The sequence below is a fragment of the Pseudomonas sp. 3A(2025) genome, from assembly GCF_054589175.1.
The window spans coordinates 11,813-31,622 of the sequence record NZ_BAAILM010000116.1; the positions used below are offsets into that span (position 1 = coordinate 11,813).

The window sequence follows — 19,810 nt, forward strand, 5'->3', positions numbered from 1 at the left end:
GCTGAAGCCGGTCCTACCGTGTCAGAGCCGGAACTTGCTGACCAGACCGTTGAACGATACCGCCAGGCGCGACAGTTCCTGGCTGGAAGCGCTGGTCTGGTGGGCGCCGGCGGCGGTCTGGGTCGACAGGTCCTGGATGTTGACCAGGTTACGGTCCACTTCGCGGGCGACGTGGGCCTGCTCTTCAGAGGCGGTGGCGATCAGCATGTTACGTTCGTTGATCTGCGCGATGCTTTGCGCGATACGCTCCAGCGACTGACCGGTGGCCTGGGCCAACGATTGAGTGTTGCTGGCCAGGCTGCGGCTGTTACCCATGGCGCGTACGGCCTGGTCGGCGCTGCTTTGCACCGAGCCGATCATGGCTTCGATTTCGCCGGTCGACGCCTGGGTGCGGGCGGCCAGGGCACGGACTTCGTCGGCAACCACGGCAAAACCACGGCCTTGCTCACCGGCACGGGCGGCTTCGATGGCAGCGTTGAGGGCCAGCAGGTTGGTCTGCTCGGCGATGCCGCGAATCACGTCCAGTACCTTGCCGATTTCACGCACTTGACCGGCCAGCTCTTCGACCTGGGTGGTGGAGCTGGAGATTTCGGCGCTTACGGTGTCGATGGCCTTGACCGCATCGCGGGCCTGATCGCGACCGCTGGCAGCTTCTGCGCTGGTGGCTTTGGAGGCATCGGAGGTCGAAATGGCGTTGCGCGCGACTTCTTCGACCGCTGCCGTCATTTCGTTAACGGCAGTGGCGGCCTGCTGGATTTCATCGTTCTGGCGGGTCAGGCCACGGCTGCTTTCTTCGGTGACGGCATTGAGTTCTTCGGCGGCACTGGCCAGTTGGTCGGCGGCGCTGGCGATTTGCTGAATGGTGGTCTTCAGACCGCTCTGCATATTGCCCAGAGCCGTCAGCAATTGACCGGCCTCGTCACGGCGAGTACTGACGATAGGTTGGGTCAGGTCGCCACCCGCCACGCGCTGGGCGCTGGTCACGGCGGCAGCAATCGGGCCACTGATAAGGCGGCTGATGAACATGCCCAGGCCAAAGGCGGCCAGGAAAGCCACGACGATGCCGATGTAAAGGTTGCGCTTGGCAACGGTCTCTTGCTCCTCGGCGTCTGCTGCCCCTTCACCAGCCTGGCGGTTGTTGGAGTCGACCATGATGGTCAACTCATCAGTAATCCGGGTAAATGCCTGCAGCACTTCGCCATCGACCAGCGCTCGTGCACCGTTCAGGTCGCCAGCGTTCACCAGGCTCAGGGCACGGTCAATCAGCGCTTGGTAGGCCGGCCATTCGACTTCCATCTTGTTGCCGGCGGCGCGCTCGTCGTCGGCCAGCGGGGTGGCGCGGTACTGGGCGAAGGACTTTTCAGCCGAAGCACGGTTTTCACGCATACGCGTCAGAATGCGCTCGCGGTCAGCCTGCGGAGAATCGGCTGCGGCGGCCGACAACAGGCGGTACAGGTCGCGGTTCTGTGCCACGGTGCTGGTTTTGGTCTCGTTAGTCTTGCTCACCGACACCAGATTGTTGGCAAATACCTGCTTGAGGCTGTCTGAAAGCTCACCGATGCCGCGGCTACCAATCAGGCCCACGACCAGCGTGATGACAGCGCACAGCGCAAAGGAGGTGAGAAGCTTGGTCGATAGCTTGGCATCGTAAAACCAGTTCATGCTGAGTTCCTTCGAAAACTGTCGTGGGTAAACGGGCGTGTTGAATGACACGCCATCCGATCTCTATCGGCAGCAAACAGCCGTATTGGAGTTTTTCGCTGTTAATTTATGAAAATTTCAATCCATTCAGATAGAAGGCGCTTACTTGTCGAGCAGAAGCCTCCTGCATTCATCTAGGAAATTTTCACACTGCTCAGGTTAATATCGCGGGTTTTCCATGCCCGAGACCGATTCCGGATGTCCGCCCCACGCAGCCTTTCAAGCTCTGCCCTGCCCACTGTGCTTGCCGGCCCGATCCTGCGCCGCCAGGAAAGCGGGCGCCTGGTGATCTGGCTCGCGGGGTCACGACGTATCGACCTGACCTTGCGCCTGAGTTTTACCGATGCACAGGGCCAGGCCAGCCAGACCGATTACCCGCTGGACGGCGAGCGCTGCCAGGTGGTTGCCATCGGCGAGCATGCCTTTGTGCACTTGATCGACCTGAGCCTGGACACGCCGCTGCCGTGCGATACGCAGATCGACTACGACCTGTTGACCGACGATGCGCAGCCATCGATGGCCGACTGGGCGCCGCACCTGCTGTACCCCGGCGCAAAATTGCCCAATTTTGTGATCCGCAGCCGTATCGATCACATGTTGCATGGCTCGTGTCGCAAGCCGCATCACGACTCACTGGACGGCCTGTTGTGCGCCGACCGGTTGCTGGCCGGCGACCTGAAACCAGAAGAGCGCCCCGCCTTGCTGATGATGAGCGGCGATCAGGTGTATGCCGACGACGTTGCGGGCCCGACGCTGCGTGCCATTCATGCGCTGATCGAGCGCCTGAAGCTGTTCGATGAAAAGCTTGAGGGCGCGACGGTCGATGACAGCACCAGCCTGTACGCGCATGAGGCCAGCTATTACGAGCGCGCCGAATTGCTGCCGGCACTCAAGAGCAACGAAACCCTGCGCGAGCGCTTTTTCGGCGGCACCCGCAAACCGATCTTCACCAGCAGTAACGCCGGTAATCATCTGGTGACCCTGGGCGAAGTCATGGCCATGTACTTGCTGGTCTGGTCGCCGGTGCCCTGGACGCTGATCGACCCGGACCTGCCGGAGCTGACGCCCGAAGAGCAGAAGTGGTACGCCGAGGAACAAGGCATCATCGATGCGTTTTGCGCGAACCTGGGCGATGTGGCGCGGGTCATGGCGCACCTGCAATGCCTGATGATCTTCGACGATCACGACGTGACCGACGACTGGAACCTGTCGGCCAGTTGGGAAGAAACCGCCTACGGCCATCCTTTTTCCCGACGCATCATCGGTAATGCGCTGATTGCTTATCTGCTGTGCCAGGGCTGGGGCAACAACCCCGACGCCTTCAGCGGCCCGTTGCAACAGCTTCAGGCCTTGGGCCGCCAGGCCGAGAACGATAACGGCCTGCTCGACAGCCAGCCGCTGGACGCCCTGATCAACGAATTGCTGCGTTTCCAGCAGTGGCACTATGTGATGCCGACCGAGCCTGCGCTGGTGGTCCTCGACACCCGCACCCGCCGCTGGCGCGCCGAGTTCAACCTGGGCCAGCCCTCGGGCCTGATGGACTGGGAGGCCTTGTGCGAGTTGCAACAGGAGCTGCTCGACCACGACAGCGCAATCATTGTCTCGCCGGCCCCGGTGTTCGGCGTCAAGCTGATCGAGGCGATCCAGCGAATCTTCAGCTGGTGCGGGTTTCCGCTGCTGGTGGACGCCGAGAACTGGATGGCGCATCGCGGCGCAGCGCCGGCGATTCTGAATATCTTTCGCCACTCGCGCACACCGGGCAATTACGTGATTCTGTCGGGGGATGTGCATTATTCGTTCGTTTACGAGGTGCTGATCCGCAACCGCAAGGGCGCCCCGCACATCTGGCAGATCACCAGCAGCGGCATCAAGAACGAGTTTCCAAGGCGCTTGCTGGAGACCTTTGATCGCTTGAATCGCTGGCTATACTCACCGCGTTCTCCCCTGAACTGGTTCACCAAGCGCCGCCTGATGAAGGTCATGCCGCGCGTACCGGAGCACGGCAAGGCCGGTGAGCGACTGTGGAACTCGGCCGGGATCGGCCAGGTGTATTTCGATGCCAAAGGCCGACCGACGCGCATTTATCAGCTCAATGCCGACGGCACGCCGCCGACCTGTTTCGTGGAGCTGGATAAAGACCGGGATGGTCTGGATCGCCAATGGTCCACTGCACCCGGGCAACCGCACCGCTGAACCTTATGGTTCATTGCCCGGTCGATAAATGCTGACTGGCCAGGTATTTCTGGCACTGTTTCTGGAGATCATCCCCGTGCTATCGCATCCACGTATTGCCAGGCTCAACGCCTGGGGCGCCCACGGTTTTACTGCGACGGGCGTGGTGCTGGCCTTTCTGGCTACCATCGCCCTGTTCGAAAACCAGCCCAAGGCCTGCCTGCTGTGGCTGGGCATCGCCCTGATTGTCGACGGCGTGGACGGCTCGCTGGCGCGCAAGGTCAACACCCATTCGGTGTTGCCGCACTTCGATGGCTCGACGCTGGACCTGGTCATCGATTACCTGACCTATGTGTTCATCCCGGCGCTGTTTATCTATCGCTATATCCCGCTGCCCGACTACACGCTGCTGCTGAGCATTTCGACCATTCTGGTGTCGTCGCTGTTCTGCTTCTGCAATCTGGAGATGAAGAGCAAGGACAACTATTTTCAGGGCTTCCCGGCCGCCTGGAACGTGGTTGCCCTGTGCATGTACATTCTGTCGCCGTCACCGTGGATGAGCTTTTTGACCATCGTCGCGCTGGCACTGCTGACCTTGACGCGCATGAAGTTTTTGCACCCGTTTCGGGTGCGTCGCTTCATGCCGATCAACATTGCGGTCACCACTGTGTGGCTGGTCAGCAGTGGCTGGCTGATCGTCAGCCACCCCCATGAAAGCCCGCTGGTGCTGGGCGTGTGGGGGTTGATGTCGGCGTATTTTCTGGGGATTTGTGTGTGGCGCACATCGCTGGAATGGCTGGGGCGGCTGAAGGGCTGAACCCTTCGCCGCCGGCGATGATTATTTCGCCTGCACCGTCACGTCATCTTGCTGCTTGCCGAAGTGATAGGTCGCCAGGCAGCACAGCAACAGGCCGGCCACGGCGAGCATGCCGCCAATGATCCCGACATTGGCCACGCCCAACTGGCTGCTGACCACGCTGCCAAGCAGCGCGCCGCCACCGATGCCGATGTTGAAGATGCCCGAGAACAGCGACATCGCCACGTCGGTGGCGTCGGGCGCCAGGGTCAGCACGCGCGACTGCTGGACCAGCCCGAAGCACATCATGGCAATGCCCCATATAACGCTCAACGTGCCGATGGCCGCCGCACTGCCGGACACCGGCAGCAGTAACATCAGGCACAGCGCCATGACGCTGATGGTGCCGATCAGCAAGCCATTGGGGTAGCGGCTGCTGAACAGGCTGAAGATGATCGAACCAACGATGCCGGCACCACCGAACAGCAACAGCAGCAAGGTGGTCATTTCACCGGGCAGCTTCGCCACGGTCTGGGCGAAGGGTTCGATGTAGGTGTAAGCGGTAAAGTGCGCGGTGACTACCGTGGCGGTCAGCACATAGAGCACCACCAGCCGTGGCCGTTTGAACAGCATCGGCAGGCTGCGCAGCGAGCCGGAGTTCTGGCTGGGTAGCGCGGGCAGCGCACGCCAGATCATCAGCAGGGTCATGGCCGAGACCACGGCGATGACCATGAAGGTGGTGCGCCAGCCCAGCGCTTCGCCGAGGATGCGGCCCAGCGGGATGCCCAGCACCATGGCCAGCGAGGTGCCGGTGGCCAGCAGGCCCAGCGCCTGCACCTGTTTGCCTGGCGGCGCGATGCGCACCGCCAGCGAGGCGGTGATCGACCAGAACACCGCATGCGCAAAGGCGATGCCGACCCGGCTGGCCAGCAGCATGCCGAAACTGGTCGCAGTGGCCGAGACCAGGTGGCTGACAATAAACAGCACAAACAGACAGATCAGCAGCTTGCGCCGCTCGATGTTGCGGGTGATCAGCATCATCGGCAGCGACATCAGCGACACCACCCAGGCATAGATGGTCAGCATCAGGCCGACTTGCGCGGTGGTCATGTCGAAGCTGTGACCGATGTTGCTCAAGAGGCCGATGGGCACAAATTCGGTGGTGTTGAAGATGAAGGCCGCCAGCGCCAGCGCAATCACGCCAAGCCAGCTACCGTTTTGTGCGGTGGAAGGGGTATTCATCAGGATAGGCAACGCTCTGGTTGGACTGCGGCTCGAAGGCCGACCGCCAGACGCCTGCTGGGAGGTGATTGTTATTGGTATGAGAGAGACGACCGGATGTTGCGAATTCTACGTCTGCTGCCAAAGCGCGACAAGCCGTAGAGCCGTTGCGGGTTGCCTTGGGTGACCACTGGTCCTCGATTGCGCGCAGCACAATGCATAGTTGCAGGGCGCGGCATTTACCGGCTTTAGCGGAGAGGCCAGACTGGCTGGCGTTTTGTTCACAGACAAGGAATTGCCATGTACCGCTCGATTCTGGTCGCCCTCGATGGCAGCGCACAAAGTGCCAAGGTACTGGCGCTGGCCTGCTCGCTGACGACTGCCGAGACCACGCTGCATCTGGTTTGCGTCGTTGACCCGGCGTATGCGCTGGCGGACCCGGACGACCGCTTCGATCAGGAACAGTACCCGGCCGCCGCCGATGAACAGCATCATGCGCAGGGGCTGCTGGAGCAGGCGCGGCATGATCTGGTCAGCCGCGACATCACCTGCACCCGCAACAGCCTGACCGGGCAGCCGGCCCAGGCGATCTGTGCCGAAGCTGAACGACTCAAGAGTGACCTGATCGTGATCGGCCACCGCCATTTGTCGCGCCTGGAACGTCTGTTTTCGCCGTCGGTGGGCAATCAGATTCTGAATGCCGCGCCGTGCCCGGTCCTGGTGGAAGTGCGTTAAACGACTTTTTTAACGAACTCGGACTTGAGCTTCATCGCGCCGATGCCATCAATCTTGCAGTCGATGTCGTGGTCGCCGTCGACCAGGCGGATGTTCTTGACCTTGGTGCCGACTTTGACCACCAGGGAGGAGCCCTTGACCTTGAGGTCTTTGATCACCGTCACGGTGTCGCCGTCCTGCAGGACGGTGCCGGTGGCGTCCTTGATGACTTTGGCTTCTTCGGATTCGCCGGTCTCGCCCGCCGCCGACCATTCGTGGGCGCATTCCGGACAGATCAGCAGGGCGCCGTCTTCGTAGGTGTACTCGGAGTTGCATTTCGGGCAGGACGGTAAGCTCACAATCGTTCTCGCATCACAGGGTGGTAAAAACCACGCATTATAAAGGGTTTTTAGCCAGATCGGGAAATGCCCTGCTCGACAGCCCCATCGCCTTGAGGTAAAAAAGCCATTGCGCTTGATCTCTCTGGGCCACGTGCAGTCCCCTCGCCCATCGAAGCCTTTCTCCTCTGACCCCTGCGTTTCGCGCAGGCGGTAGCTATTCCAGCTGGCAGTCCCTCTCTTCTTTCTCTGCAAGGCACTTCTATGGGCATTGTGCATAACCCGGCGCTGGGCTATCGCCCGGAAATCGATGGCCTGCGCGCCGTCGCGGTCATTCCTGTGATTCTGTACCACGCCGGGCTTGCAGCCTTGCCCGGCGGTTTTGTCGGTGTTGATATCTTTTTCGTGATTTCCGGCTACCTGATCACCTCGATCCTGCTCAGTGAAATGCTGGCGGGGCGTTTCTCACTGGTGAACTTCTATGAGCGCCGGGCGCGGCGCATCTTGCCCGCGCTGTTTGTGGTCATGCTGATCAGCCTGCCGCTGGCGTGGCTGTTGCTCGATCCGCCGGATTTCAAATCGTTTGCCAAGAGCCTGGTGGCGGTGCCGACGTTCTCCTCGAACCTGCTGTTCTGGCTTGAAAGCGGCTATTTCGACGCCAGTGCCGAACTCAAGCCGTTGCTGCACACCTGGACGCTGGCGGTAGAAGAGCAGTACTACCTGTTCTTCCCCTTGCTGCTGATGCTCGGCTGGCGGCTGGGGCGAACGTGGCTGGTGGCGATGCTGCTGATCATCGCGGTGGCCAGCCTGGTGGTATCGCAATGGGGCGCATTGCGTTCGATGAGTTCGGCGTTCTATTTGCTGCATGCGCGGGCCTGGGAATTATTGATCGGCTCGTTCATCGCGTTTTACTTCTCGTGGCGACCACGCGCCGAGCACAGCGCCAGCGCCATGCAGCAAGGCGCCTCGTTAGTGGGGCTGGCGCTGATCGGCTTTGCCATCGTGAATTTCGACAGCAGCACGACCTTTCCTGGCATCAATGCCTTGGTGCCAACGCTGGGGGCCGCGCTGATTATCCTGTTTGCCAACCAGCAGACTGCCGTGGGCCGCCTGCTTGGCCATCGGTTGCCGGTGTTGATCGGCATGCTCAGCTACAGCGCTTACCTGTGGCATCAGCCAGTGTTTGCCTTTGCCCGTCACGCCAGCCTGCTGGAGCCCGGATTGCCGGTGATGCTGGCGCTGTCGCTGGCCTTGGCGTGGTTGAGCTGGCGCTTTGTCGAACAGCCGTTTCGCAACAAGCGCCAGATCAGCCGCCGGCAAGTGTTCGGCCTGGCCGGCAGTGCTTCGGTGCTGTTTGCAGCGCTGGGCCTGGCAGGTTATCTGAACAACGGTTTTGCCCAGCGCTTCAATGTCGACCCTGCGCTGTTCGAGGCCTTTGCCGATCCCACACTGCGCAACAGCTGCGACCGCGGCTATGACGGCAAGGGCTGGAACATCGACTTTTGCCTGTTTGGCGCAGGCGACAGCACCCGGCCTGTAGACATTGCGTTGTTTGGCGACAGCCACTCCGAAGCCTTGCTGGCGACCTTCGATGCCGTTGCCCGCGAACGTGGCGAAAACCTGGTACACCTCGGCCTGGGCGGTTGCCCGCCATTGCTGGGCGTGGATGTAGTGCAAGGCAACTATGCACCCGGCGCCTGCGAGACCCTGACGCGCCGGCAGTTTGCGTATGTGAAGGAACATGGCATCAAGAAGGTGGTGCTGGTGTCGCGCTGGACGCTGTACACCGACGGCGATTACCAGCAACGGAAGATGACCGGCTACTTTCTGATCACGCCGACACGTCAGGCGCGCACCCGTGAGTCCTCGCGCCAGGTGTTCGAGCAGGCGCTGGAACGTACCGAGCAAGCCTATCGGCGGATCGGCGCCGAAGTGATTGTGGTGGCACAAGTGCCGCAACAACGGGTCGACCCCAAGAGTCTGTATTACCGCCTGGCACGCGACCGCTCGGACAGCGAGGCCGACAAGCGCCTGATCATCAGCCGACTATCGGTGCCTGTCGCCATGCACGCCGAGTTGCAGCGTTTTACCCGTGAGCTGTTTGAGCGCGACGCTCGCCAGCAGCGTATTCGCCTGGTCAACCTCGACGACGCATTTTGCCAGGCAGACGAGTGCCTGATTGGCGATTCGAACGCCTGGTACAAGGACTTCAACCACCTCAATGCACATGGCGCCAGTTTGCTGGCCAGCCATATCAGCCAGGTTCTTGCGCAATAATGGCACGGGCGGCAAGCTGGCGCCTTGCCCCAACCCTGCCTGCACAGGAGCTGCGCAATGCCGCTTGAGCACTTCGCACCGTTTCAGGACCTGGCCAACCGGCTGTTGCCGCACACCCTGGCCACTCAGGGCGATGGCGCGCATGATTTTTCGCACCTGTTGCGGGTCTGGAAGAATGTCTGTGCCATTCGTAATCATGAGGGCGGCGAGGCACGGATTCTGGTCGCGGCCACCTTGCTGCACGACTGTGTGGCGGTGGAGAAGAACTCGCCGTTTCGCGTCAGCGCCTCACGTCTGGCCGCTGCCCGCGCGCGCGAACTGTTGACCGATATGGGCTGGGACGAAGAATGCATCGAGGCTGTAGCGCATGCCATCGAAGCGCACAGTTTTTCGGCGGCCATCGCACCACGCAGCCTCGAAGCGCAGATATTGCAGGATGCCGACCGCCTGGATGCGCTGGGCATGGTCGGTGTGGCGCGGCTGTTTCATGTGGCCGGGCGCATGGGCAGCGGCCTGTATGACCCGCTGGACCCACGCGCCAGCACACGGGCACTGGACGACAAACGCTTTGCCATCGATCACTTCAAAAGCAAGATTCTGAATCTGGCCCAAGGCTTTCAGACCGCAACCGGCGCACGGCTGGCGCAGACCCGGCATGCGCGCGTCGAGCGTTTTCTGCACGAGCTGCTGGAGGAAATCGATCCATAGCCGTTCGTCGCCTGCCTCGGTTTTTTGACGTCAAACAATGACTTAGCCTTGTTCATGTCACAAAGCTATCACAGAACTGCCTTATAACCGGATGCCTCGACATCTGCGTTCATATGGGTTGTGTGCTGTGAAAACTTTTCTGTCTCGTGCATCACGTCGCTCATCACACACGGCGTTTTTGCGCCGCTTCAAGATCACGCCCCGGCTCGTGCTGTGCTTCGGCCTCTCGTCGGCGCTGATGGTTGCCCTGGGTGCGTTTTGCCTGTTGCAGATGCAGCAGATCCGCAATCAGGGCGAGGCGGTGCAAAGCGGCGCACTGCCCAGCATTGCCATGGCCGATGCGCTGGCCATTGCACTGGTGAAATTGCGCAGCGAGTCGAGCCGGTTGATTGCCAATGCCGACGATCCGGGCGCGGTGATCAACAGCAAGATCAACGTCGAGCAACTGCGCAACGAAGTGGAAAAGGACTTTCAGGATTACCTGGCACACGCCACTGCTACGGCCGAACGTGATTCCATCAAGGCGCTGCAAGAAGCCTACAAGGCGTTCATGCCTGCCTTGCAAGACCAGATGAACCTGATCGAGCAGCGCAACCTGGATCAGGCGCGGATGCTGTCCAACACCACCCTGTCGATGCAGGGCGACATGATGGACATGCAGGTGCAATTGCTGCGCGAACTCAACCGGCAGAGCGCGGCATCGGCGGTGCAGATCGCTGGTGAAAGCTATGAACAGACGCGGATCATTGCCTTGAGCGCGATTGCCGGCGTACTGATTTTGACCCTGCTGCTGGCCTGGCGCTTGAGCGTGAGCATCATCCACCCGATGCGCCATGCCCTGCACATTGCCAATACCATTGCCGAGGGTGACCTGAGCGAACATGAAATTGCGCCAGGCAAGGATGAAACCGCGCAACTGCTGCGCACCCTGGAGCGCATGCGCGGCAACCTGCATGGCACCATCGATCAGATCTATGCCGCTGCCTCGCAGTTGTCGCAGGCGGTGCAGGAAATGGGCAGCATCGCCGAGTCCAGCGCCAGCAACCTGAAGCTGCAGAACAGCGAGATCGAACAGGCCGCCGTGGCGATCAATCAGATGAGCCAGGCCGCTGTTCAGGTGGCCGACAATGCCAGCAACACGGTGTCTGAATCCAAAGCCTCCAGCCAGGCCGCCGTGCAGGGTCAGCAGCGCCTGTCCGCGACCATCGGTTCGATCAAGGACCTGACCGATAATGTGCTGGACTCGTCGCATCAGGCCGAGGGCCTGGCCGAGCAGACCCAGAGCATCAGCAGCATCCTCGATGTGATTCGCTCGATTGCCAACCAGACCAACCTGCTGGCCCTTAACGCCGCCATCGAGGCCGCGCGTGCCGGTGAGGCAGGTCGCGGCTTTGCCGTGGTGGCCGATGAGGTGCGTTCACTTGCCCAGCGCACCAGCGCCTCGACCACTGAAATCGAAGGGTTGATCAGCGGCGTGCAGAAAAGCACCCAGCAAACCGCCGAATCCCTGCGCCACACCGCCAGCCAGGCCAACCAGACGCTGGAGCAGGCAGCGGCCACCGGCGAGGCGCTGACGGTGATCATCAGTTCGACCACCACCATCAACGACCGCAACCTGCAGATCGCCAGCGCCGCCGAGCAACAGGCCCAGGTCGCCAACGAAGTGGACCGTAACCTCAGCAGCATCCGTGACCTGTCGACGCAAACGGCGTCAGGTGCCCAGCAAACCACGGTGGCCAGCAATGCACTGTCGATGCTGGCCACCGACCTGAACCTGATGGTTCAGCGGTTTGTGTTGTAACACTGACGGCGTAGGACCGGCCGGGCGGCGATCCGTAGGACCGACTTTAGTCGGGAACAGTGTCGATGCGGTTCGCTGCTAAAGCAGCTCCTACGAGAATCAAAAACGGTTGTGTCGTGTTCTAAAGGGGGCGCAGGCGGTATTGCGGTGGTAGCTGATCGAGGCCGCTGATGGTGGTGTTCAGGCTTTTCCAGCGGCCGTCCTTGATACCGTAGATGCAGCCGTGCACCGACAGGCTCTGGCCACGGTGCCAGGCGTTCTGGACGATGGTGGTGTGGCTGACGTTGGCCACCTGCTGGATGACGTTGAGTTCGCACATGCGGTCGACGCGCTCTTCTTCGGTGGGCAGTTTGCTCAGGTCGTCGCGGTGTTCGTAGTACAGGTCGCGAATCGAACGCAGCCAGCCATCGATCAGGCCGTACTGACGGTCCTGCATCGAGGCACGTACGCCGCCGCAGCCATAGTGGCCGGTGACCAGGATATGTTTGACCTTGAGCACATCGACCGCGTACTGGATCACCGACAGGCAGTTGAGGTCCGTGTGCAGCACGACGTTGGCCACGTTGCGGTGCACGAACAGATCGCCCGGCAGCATGCCGACGATTTCGTTGGCCGGCACCCGGGCATCGGAGCAACCGATCCACAGGTATTCAGGGGTCTGCTGACGCGCCAGTTTGGCGAAGAAGTCGGGGTCTTCTTCTTTGATCGCTTCAGCCCAGCGTGCATTGTTGTCGATCAGTTCTTGTAATGCGTTCATGCGGTGCTACCTCAGGGACGATGCTCTGCTATGACGGGCACCAGTGGGTTGGGGTCACGCGATTGATGGCGTGGCGCCAGCACCATAAAAAAGGAATCTTCGTGGGTAGACCCGGTCCACCCAACACACCCCGAGATAAAAGGATTGTGTCATGAGCGAAGAACGTCGCCCCTTCAATGCCGAGCAGCCTGAGTCGATCGATACCACCGAAGACCGCATGGGCTCGGTGCACGAGCTGGATTTCGACGATGACGAGACCGCACGTATCGGTGATGAAATTCCCGAGCAGGAACTTGAGCAAGAAATTCCGGACCGGCGGGTACGTGAAGCCGGCATGACCGGTGCCTCGACACCCGACCACCACGGCACCGACGATGACTTGCAGCCCGACACGCTGATTCGTGAAGACGGTGCACGCTCGCCCTCGGAACGTGGCGCCGATCGTCCGGCGGACAAGGAACTGAGTGCGGTCGATCAGTCCGATATCGGCGCCGGCCACGGCCTGGATGAAGAAGAACTGGCGCACCTTGACCCGCTGGACGGCAAGCCCGAGTAATCAGTCGAGCAGCGTGCAGGCCATGACCACGGCATCTTCGCGGCCATCGGCGGCCGGGTAGTAGTCACGACGGCGGCCGATCTCGTTGAAGCCGTACTGTTCATACAGACGGTAGGCGGGACGGTTGCTGTCGCGCAGTTCCAGAAAGCATTCGCGGGCGTTGAGCTGGTAGGCGCGCTTCATCAGGTGGTCGAGCAATTGATAGCCCAGACCACGGCCCTGATTTTCCGGTTTGACGGTGATATTGAGCAGGTGCGCTTCGTCGATGATCACCTGGATCACGCCATGGCCGACCTGCTGCGCGCCGTCGAACATCAGCCAGACTTCATAGGACTTGAGTGCGTCGGTGAAGATGCCGCGTGTCCAGGGATGGCTGAACGCTGCGTACTCGATTTTCAGTACGGCATCGAGGTCCGCTTCGGTCATACGGCGAAAGGTGGTGCTGTCACTCATCAGGTTTTTTCCAGCGCGCCATCAAGCGGCGCATGGCTTGCCAGACGTGGGCCTTGCGCTGCGGCTCGTCCATCAATGATTCAAGGCCCGGCAGCGCCCAGACTGTTCCCAGGCCCTGGACCTGAAGTTCTTGGTAAAACGCATCGTTGTCGGCCTGGCCGGCAAAACGTACGGCAGGCAGGCCGACCAGCCACAGGCAGGTGCACGGGTGTTCTTCGAGGCGGGCAGCGACAAAACCCTGAACGAAATCCTGCGCCGCTTCCGGACCCTGGTCCATGCGGCTGCGCACCAGCAACGGCCAGCGCACCGGCTCGCCGATGATTTGCGGGCTGTCGGGCAAACCGGCAGCACGCAGCATGTCTTTGAGCAGCAGATAGGTCGGGTCGCGGCTTTGAAACGGCTGGCCGGTGGATAACTCGACCAGCAGCAGGCAACTGCCGGCACGCAGCAATTGCAGGGCAAAACGCGGCGGCGGTACCAGCGGTACTTTGGGTGCCGATTCGGCTTCGGGTTCTTTGCTGACGACTTTACGCGGTGCGGCGGGGGCCGGGCGCGGGACTTCGATCCTGGGTCGCTCGGCCGGCTGGACCGCCGCCCTGGCCGCCGCAACGGGCGCTGCCGGGCGGTCTTGTGCGGGCGCGGCAGCAGGCACGATGATTTCGGCCTCGGCAAGCACCGGTACAAGCGCCAACAGTTCCGGCCGCGAAGGGGCGGCGAAAGGCAGTTCGGTACGCGGCAGCCAGCTGTCCACCTGCATGGCGGTCAGATAAGCACGGCGACGGGACTCGGTCAGCAAAAGATCAGCCACTTGTGGATAAGTCAGGCGCGCAATTCTAGGGGCTGGGCCGGTTTACTGCCAGTGCTGTTCGGCACACCGTTCATCCTTGGTAACGGGCGAAGTGAAACGATACAGGGACGATGCAGTACAATCGCGACCTTTCATTTGCCACGGTCGACCTTGTCATGATCGAACCCAAGCGAGTCCTGCGCGCCCTGGCTGAACACTGGGCACTGCTGGAGCCTCTGTGCGAGCACTTCGACCAGGGCACTCTGAGCCTGAGCGAGCTGCGCCAGCAACTGGGCGCCCGCCAGCTGGACAGCACCGCGCAGGACATCACTCAACTGCTGGATGTGTGGATCCGCCTGGACATTCTGGTCCCGGTGGCCAAGAGCCCGAACCGTTTCGAGCTCAATGCACAGATTCACGATTTTCTGTCGTATCTGCGTCATGAACACCGTCTGGGCCTGTGCCTGGAAATCGAGGCTTATTTGCGCCACCTGGAGCGCCTGGCCGGGTATATCCAGGACGCCTTCGACATTCGCGACGCCAACGACCTGGCGCGCCAGTTGCGCCTGCTCGACATGCGCGTGCGCGATGTGCTGAAAAAACTCGCCAACGACGAGCAGGCCCTGGTCGCGGTGGCCGAGCGGGCCAAGACCAGTGACCGGCAGATTCCGCTGCGTCAGCGTTATGCAGAAGTGCTGGCAACCTGGGACGAGTATGTCGAGCCGATGATCCAGTTGGTCAACGCCGACGGTGCTTTCGAGCAGGGTGTGCGCAAGGTCGAGAAGGTGCTGCTGCACCTGCTGACCGAGCAACAGCGCCTCGGGCATCTGGTCGACGACGACATGCTGCTGCGCACCCACGCGCGCATTCTGGAGATGCAGACCAACGCCCAGTTGACCCTGCGCCATGCCCGCGAACTGCTGCTGCCGCTGCGTGAAGAAGCGCGCCGGCATAACGCCGTGACCCGTGGCGCGGCACTGGCGTTGTCGGCGATTCGGCGCAAGGGCCTGGATGCGCTGCCGCAGGCGGCCATGCCGCTGTTCACCCGGCCGCAAAGTACCTTTCTCGGCAGTGCCAGCCAGGTCGAGGCGTATGTCTATGCCCTGGCGCACTTCGAGCCCAAGGCAACGAAATTTCCCAAGGCCAGTGCCACACGCACAGGCGAACAACCGCGGGCGCCGCGCACGGTCAAGGAGATGCTTGAACGCTGCGAAGACGCCCTGCCCTTGCCGGACCTGATGAACTGGCTGCTGGAGCAAGAGCCGGACGGCGCCACCGATGAGCTGTTGTACTGGTTCTCGCGCCTGTCGCGCGACAAGCGCTTTGCCCGCCAACGCCTGGAGCGTCGCGACTATCTGACCCAGGAGCACCGGGTCAGCCTGCGCTCCTTCGCCCTGCTCAGTGCCGGCAACGAGCAGCAAGAGAATTCCGAGAGCGTCAACCATGCAACTTGATCTGTCCGAAATGTCCCAACTGGCTCCGATCTTTCGCGAGCTGTTCAAGGGTTATCACATCAGCCGCCGGGATCCTGAGCTGTACGCGCAGTTGTCCAATTCGCAGGACCAGTACCGCACGCTGTTCAAAGCGCTTGGGTTTGAACTGGTGTGCGACACGCGCGGCTTTTATTACTTTGTCCCCGACCAGGCCGCCGCACAGGTCAACAAGACCGCCCAGCGTCTGGCGCTGTTCACCTTTATTCTGGTCGAGCATCTGGCCGATCAGGGCCGCGACCCGGTCAATGTGCTGGATGGCGGCAGCCTGGGCCGTGACGAGCTGCCTTCGCTGCTCGACAAGTACCGCGACCTGTTCGTGCAGGCCGAGGTGCAGACCCAGGAAGAGCTGGAAGAAAAGATCATGCGGCGTATGACGCAGCTGGGTTTCGCCAGTGAAGAGGTAGGCATCTATCGCTTTCTGCCGCCCATGCACCGTTTTCTCGATGTGTGCCTGTCGGTGCAGCAGGACCGCGATCTGGCGGCCAGCCTGCACAGCGACTTGCCGCTGCCGACGCCGGTGCTGGTCGACGACGGGCTAGATGATGAGTCCGAAGACGACGCCCTCGCCCGTGCCATTGCCGATGAACAACAGGAGATCAATGCATGAGCCAGGAACGTTATGGCATTCGCCGCTTTGCCCTGCTCAATACCGCCGGTTACAGCCTGGGGCTGTTTCCGCTGGAGTATCCGTTGTCGGTGTACGGCGCGAACAACCTGGGTAAAAGTGCTTCGATCAACGCCCTGCAATTTCCCATTCTGGCGCGCATGTCGGACATGAGTTTCGGCAAGTACAGCCTTGAACAATCGCGGCGTTTCTACTTTGCCTCCGACACCAGCTACATTCTGGTCGAGGTCAATCTGGCCCACGGCCCGCATGTGATTGGCGTGGTCGGCCGTGGGCCGGGCGGCGGTTTTGGTCACCAGTTCTTCGCCTATGCCGGCGAGCTGGATCTGGGCCATTACCAGAAGAACGACACGTGCCTGCGCCAGAAAGAGCTGTTCAATAATCTGGCCAGCCACGGCCTGAAAGCTTACGAGCTCAAGCCCGATGAGCTGCGCCGCCTGCTGGTCGGCGGCCATACCTCTATTCCACTGGACCTGACGCTGATTCCGCTGCGGTCGACCAGCGAGCAGAGTCTGAAGACTTTTCGTGCGCTGTTCATCAACCTGCTGCACATGCGCGAGATCACCGCAGCGAAGCTCAAGCAGCTGTTTCTCGATGCCTTCGAACACAGCCTGCGTTCGGGCAGTGTCGATTACATTGCCGCCTGCGAAGAGGCTTTCCGCGATGTGCGGCGCATGGAGCAGGACTACAACTCGCTGGTGCAGGCCGGCGCGCTGGTCGAGGCCCTGGCGTCCGGTGTTCGTCAGCGTGAAGTGCTGCGCGGCAAACTGCATCGCATCTCGCCCCTTCTCGACTCGCTGCTGGGCACCTGGTCGGACTACTCCGGTGCGCGCAAGGAAGAGCTGGTCATTCAGGCCGAGCATTACCGTGCGCAGCAGGATGTAATGCAGAACGATCAGCGCAACAGCACCCAGGAGCTGATGCGCCTGGAGCGTGAAATCAGCAGCCTGCAGCGCTGGCTGGGCGAGCTGTCGGTACTCAAGAACCGCTTCGCGCTGGTCGACAATGCCAAGGTGCTGGAGCAGCAATTGCTCAGCGCCAAGGATGCGCACGACGAACTGGCCGGCGCCCTGGCCCAGTCGCGGCAATTCAGTGCCGAAGACCTCGATGAGCGGCTGCGAGATCTGGAACGACGCCTGAAGTCGGTGAAGCAACAGCTCGATCATGCCGATAACAATAGCTATGCGCGGTTGTGCGAAGAGTTTTCACAAGGTGATGTCGAGCGCCTGATGCGCCTGTTCAACGGCGCACTGTTCAGCCTGCCGCTGGGCGAACAGGGCATCGCGCTGGATGACGGCGAGGCGTGGGTCAAATCACTGCAAGCGTTGCTGGATCAGTTCAAAGGGGATCAGTTCCAGGTGCCGGGGTTGTCGATCAATCTGTCGAGCATCGAGCCTCCGACCTTGCAGGCGTTGGCCGATCGCGCGGTGTTGCGTGATCAGAAGGATCGTCTGGAGAAAGAACTCAAGCAACTCAAGACCCAGCAGGCGGTGGCCTCTGACCGTACGGCGAGCAAGAGCCAGACCGAGGCGCTGTATAAACAGGTGCTCGATGCGCAGAAGGCGCTGGAGGATTTCCGCCGCAGCCAGACCCTGAGCGCCGAAGAGCCGGGCAAGATTGAAGAGCTGGCGCAACTGGAAGCGGCGCAGGATGAGCTCAAGCGCTCCAGCGATGCCTTTACCGAGCGCGTTCAGCAGTTGTCGGCCAAGTTGCAGCTGGTGGCGCGGCAGATCGGTGATCTTGAGGCCAAGCAACGCACGCTGGACGATGCCTTGCGCCGTCGGCAATTGCTGCCGGCCGACCTGCCGCATGGCGTGCCGTTCATGGAGGAAGTCGATGACTCTGTGGATAACTTGCTGCCGTTGCTCAACGACTATCAGGACAGCTGGCAGGCGTTGCAACGTTGCGACGGGCAGATCGATGCGCTGTATGCGCAGGTTCGCCTCAAAGGTGTGGCCAAGTTCGACAGCGAAGAAGATGTCGAGCGTCGCCTGCAGTTGCTGATCAATGCCTATGCGCACCGCACCGATGAAGCGCTGACGCTGGGCAAGGCTCGCCGTGCCGCAGTGACCGATATTGCGCGTACGCTGCGTAATATTCGCAGCGACTATGAAAGCCTGGAACATCAGTTGGCACTGTTCAATCGCGAGATCAACAAGCGACAGGTGTCTAACCTGGCGAGCTTCCGCATTGTGCTGGCACCGAATAAAGAGGCACTCAAGCATATCGATCAGATTATCCACAGCGCCGGCCAGTATGAAGAAGGCGAGACGCTGTCGGTGTTCGACCTGAGCCAGAGCGCCGAGCAGGATCACAAGAACGAAGAAGCCAAGGAGTATCTGGCACGGCTGGTGGCTGCCAATCACAACCAGTTGGGCTTGAAGGACTTGTTTGAACTGGCGTTCGAGATCACCAAGGTCAACGGTCAGCCGGTTATCCATACCGATATCGATGGCGCAGCGTCCAACGGCACGACGATGACCATCAAGGCGCTGACCAACATGTATCTGTTGCTGCACTTGATGGACCGTGATCTGGCCGGGCGTGTGCGCTTGCCCTACTACCTGGACGAAGCGGCGGATATCGACGAGAAGAACCAGTCGGCGCTGCTGGAAACCAGTCAGCAACTGGGCTTTGTACCGATTCTGGCGAGCGTGAAACCGCAGGTGTCGGCGCATGTAGCCATTGATCTTGAGGCGGGCAGCGGACCTAACGGTATTTATATCGATGAAGCGGACTGGAAGTATATCCATCGCCGTGAAGACGAGGCTAAGCAGGAGGAAGTGGCTTAGTTTCTATAGAGGTTATGGAGACCGCCTTTTGAGGCGGTCTTTTTTTGCCTGCAGGAGACACTTTAGCGGCGAAGGCGTACGTGTGAATTTCTTTCGCGCAAAGCAAAACCCCCGACCGCAAAGCGATCAGGGGTTTTGGGTTTGAATCTTGACGATGACCTACTCTCACATGGAGAAGCTCCACACTACCATCGGCGATGCATCGTTTCACTGCTGAGTTCGGGATGGGATCAGGTGGTTCCAATGCTCTATGGTCGTCAAGAAATTCGGTAGCCGACCCGTCTTTCAACGTTTCGGCAAATTCTGTGTGTGATGCGCAAAATGTTCGTGTGTTCTACAGCTTTCGGTTCAATCGTCTTCACACACCGCCACTGCTGTGCAGATGGCTTGGGTGTTATATGGTCAAGCCTCACGGGCAATTAGTATTGGTTAGCTCAACGCCTCACAGCGCTTACACACCCAACCTATCAACGTCGTAGTCTTCGACGGCCCTTTAGGGAACTCAAGGTTCCAGTGAGATCTCATCTTGAGGCAAGTTTCCCGCTTAGATGCTTTCAGCGGTTATCTTTCCCGAACATAGCTACCCGGCAATGCCACTGGCGTGACAACCGGAACACCA

At 60.8% G+C, this 19,810-nt stretch carries 16 protein-coding genes, 2 rRNA genes and 1 pseudogene; 11 read left to right on the top strand and 8 right to left on the bottom strand.

The window, feature by feature from the left end; all coding sequences use genetic code 11:
* Window positions 1-21: 21 nt before the first annotated feature.
* Window positions 22-1,662, bottom strand: a complete 1,641-nt coding sequence (locus tag ACYP2A_RS31630) for a methyl-accepting chemotaxis protein (protein ID WP_459749876.1) — start codon at window positions 1,660-1,662, stop codon at window positions 22-24.
* Window positions 1,663-1,899: 237 nt separating this feature from the next.
* On the opposite strand from ACYP2A_RS31630, the gene ACYP2A_RS31635 reads away from it, so the two are divergent.
* Together ACYP2A_RS31635 and pcsA are read left to right on the top strand one after the other, a co-directional pair.
* The gene (locus tag ACYP2A_RS31635) at window positions 1,900-3,894 is read left to right on the top strand and encodes an alkaline phosphatase D family protein (RefSeq protein ID WP_459749877.1); all 1,995 of its coding nucleotides are present in this window, start codon (window positions 1,900-1,902) and stop codon (window positions 3,892-3,894) included.
* A 28-nt stretch (window positions 3,895-3,922) separates the two neighbouring features.
* Window positions 3,923-4,690 (top strand): phosphatidylcholine synthase, encoded by a 768-nt coding sequence (gene pcsA, locus ACYP2A_RS31640; RefSeq protein WP_459749878.1) that lies wholly within the window; start codon window positions 3,923-3,925, stop codon window positions 4,688-4,690.
* A gap of 21 nt (window positions 4,691-4,711) precedes the next feature.
* Here pcsA and ACYP2A_RS31645 read toward each other — a convergent pair whose 3' ends face one another.
* Window positions 4,712-5,911 carry a sugar transporter gene (locus ACYP2A_RS31645; protein ID WP_459749879.1) on the bottom strand — a complete coding sequence of 400 codons (1,200 nt, stop codon included), beginning with the start codon at window positions 5,909-5,911 and terminating at the stop codon, window positions 4,712-4,714.
* A 279-nt stretch (window positions 5,912-6,190) separates the two neighbouring features.
* On the opposite strand from ACYP2A_RS31645, the gene ACYP2A_RS31650 reads away from it, so the two are divergent.
* Window positions 6,191-6,625, top strand: coding sequence for a universal stress protein (locus ACYP2A_RS31650; protein ID WP_459749880.1), 435 nt, complete (start codon window positions 6,191-6,193; stop codon window positions 6,623-6,625).
* Here ACYP2A_RS31650 and ACYP2A_RS31655 read toward each other — a convergent pair.
* On the bottom strand, window positions 6,622-6,966 hold the full coding sequence (locus ACYP2A_RS31655; protein WP_459749888.1) for a zinc ribbon domain-containing protein YjdM: 345 nt from the start codon (window positions 6,964-6,966) through the stop codon (window positions 6,622-6,624). The genes ACYP2A_RS31650 and ACYP2A_RS31655 overlap by 4 nt on opposite strands.
* A gap of 240 nt (window positions 6,967-7,206) precedes the next feature.
* On the opposite strand from ACYP2A_RS31655, the gene ACYP2A_RS31660 reads away from it, so the two are divergent.
* The 4 genes and pseudogenes from ACYP2A_RS31660 to ACYP2A_RS31675 all read left to right on the top strand — a co-directional run bounded on the left by ACYP2A_RS31660 (window position 7,207) and on the right by ACYP2A_RS31675 (window position 11,728).
* Window positions 7,207-9,219: an acyltransferase family protein gene (locus ACYP2A_RS31660; RefSeq protein ID WP_459749881.1), complete on the top strand. Its 2,013-nt coding sequence runs from the start codon at window positions 7,207-7,209 to the stop codon at window positions 9,217-9,219.
* A 57-nt stretch (window positions 9,220-9,276) separates the two neighbouring features.
* Entirely contained in the window at window positions 9,277-9,927 is a 651-nt protein-coding gene (locus ACYP2A_RS31665; protein ID WP_459749882.1) for an HD domain-containing protein, read from the top strand.
* A gap of 91 nt (window positions 9,928-10,018) precedes the next feature.
* Window positions 10,019-10,870 (top strand): annotated as a pseudogene (locus ACYP2A_RS31670) (MCP four helix bundle domain-containing protein); the annotation flags it as partial.
* A gap of 69 nt (window positions 10,871-10,939) precedes the next feature.
* Window positions 10,940-11,728, top strand: a complete 789-nt coding sequence (locus ACYP2A_RS31675; protein ID WP_459749889.1) for a methyl-accepting chemotaxis protein — start codon at window positions 10,940-10,942, stop codon at window positions 11,726-11,728.
* 121 nt (window positions 11,729-11,849) lie between these two features.
* Here ACYP2A_RS31675 and can read toward each other — a convergent pair whose 3' ends face one another.
* A complete protein-coding gene (gene can / locus ACYP2A_RS31680) occupies window positions 11,850-12,485 on the bottom strand; it encodes a carbonate dehydratase (RefSeq protein WP_459749883.1) in 636 nt (211 codons plus the stop codon).
* Window positions 12,486-12,636: 151 nt separating this feature from the next.
* Here can and ACYP2A_RS31685 point away from each other — a divergent pair, with 151 nt between their 5' ends.
* Entirely contained in the window at window positions 12,637-13,041 is a 405-nt protein-coding gene (locus tag ACYP2A_RS31685; protein WP_459749884.1) for a serine kinase/phosphatase, read from the top strand.
* Here the strand turns inward: ACYP2A_RS31685 and rimI are convergent, their stop codons facing one another.
* Both rimI and ACYP2A_RS31695 read right to left on the bottom strand, forming a co-directional pair.
* Window positions 13,042-13,494 carry a ribosomal protein S18-alanine N-acetyltransferase gene (gene rimI, locus ACYP2A_RS31690; protein WP_459749885.1) on the bottom strand — a complete coding sequence of 151 codons (453 nt, stop codon included), beginning with the start codon at window positions 13,492-13,494 and terminating at the stop codon, window positions 13,042-13,044.
* Window positions 13,487-14,290: an energy transducer TonB gene (locus ACYP2A_RS31695; protein ID WP_459749890.1), complete on the bottom strand. Its 804-nt coding sequence runs from the start codon at window positions 14,288-14,290 to the stop codon at window positions 13,487-13,489. The genes rimI and ACYP2A_RS31695 overlap by 8 nt, the downstream gene beginning before the upstream one ends.
* Before the next feature lie 167 nt (window positions 14,291-14,457).
* On the opposite strand from ACYP2A_RS31695, the gene mksB reads away from it, so the two are divergent.
* From mksB to mksF, 3 genes are read left to right on the top strand one after another with little or no spacing between them, the layout of a single operon-like run.
* Window positions 14,458-15,735 carry an Mks condensin complex protein MksB gene (mksB, locus tag ACYP2A_RS31700; RefSeq protein WP_459749891.1) on the top strand — a complete coding sequence of 426 codons (1,278 nt, stop codon included), beginning with the start codon at window positions 14,458-14,460 and terminating at the stop codon, window positions 15,733-15,735.
* A complete protein-coding gene (gene mksE, locus ACYP2A_RS31705) occupies window positions 15,725-16,381 on the top strand; it encodes an Mks condensin complex protein MksE (RefSeq protein ID WP_459749886.1) in 657 nt (218 codons plus the stop codon). The genes mksB and mksE overlap by 11 nt, the downstream gene beginning before the upstream one ends.
* Window positions 16,378-19,191: an Mks condensin complex protein MksF gene (gene mksF, locus ACYP2A_RS31710; RefSeq protein WP_459749887.1), complete on the top strand. Its 2,814-nt coding sequence runs from the start codon at window positions 16,378-16,380 to the stop codon at window positions 19,189-19,191. The genes mksE and mksF overlap by 4 nt, the downstream gene beginning before the upstream one ends.
* A gap of 146 nt (window positions 19,192-19,337) precedes the next feature.
* Here mksF and rrf read toward each other — a convergent pair.
* Both rrf and ACYP2A_RS31720 read right to left on the bottom strand, forming a co-directional pair.
* A 5S ribosomal RNA gene (gene rrf / locus ACYP2A_RS31715) occupies window positions 19,338-19,453 on the bottom strand.
* A 136-nt stretch (window positions 19,454-19,589) separates the two neighbouring features.
* A 23S ribosomal RNA gene (locus ACYP2A_RS31720) occupies window positions 19,590-19,810 on the bottom strand; the annotation flags it as partial.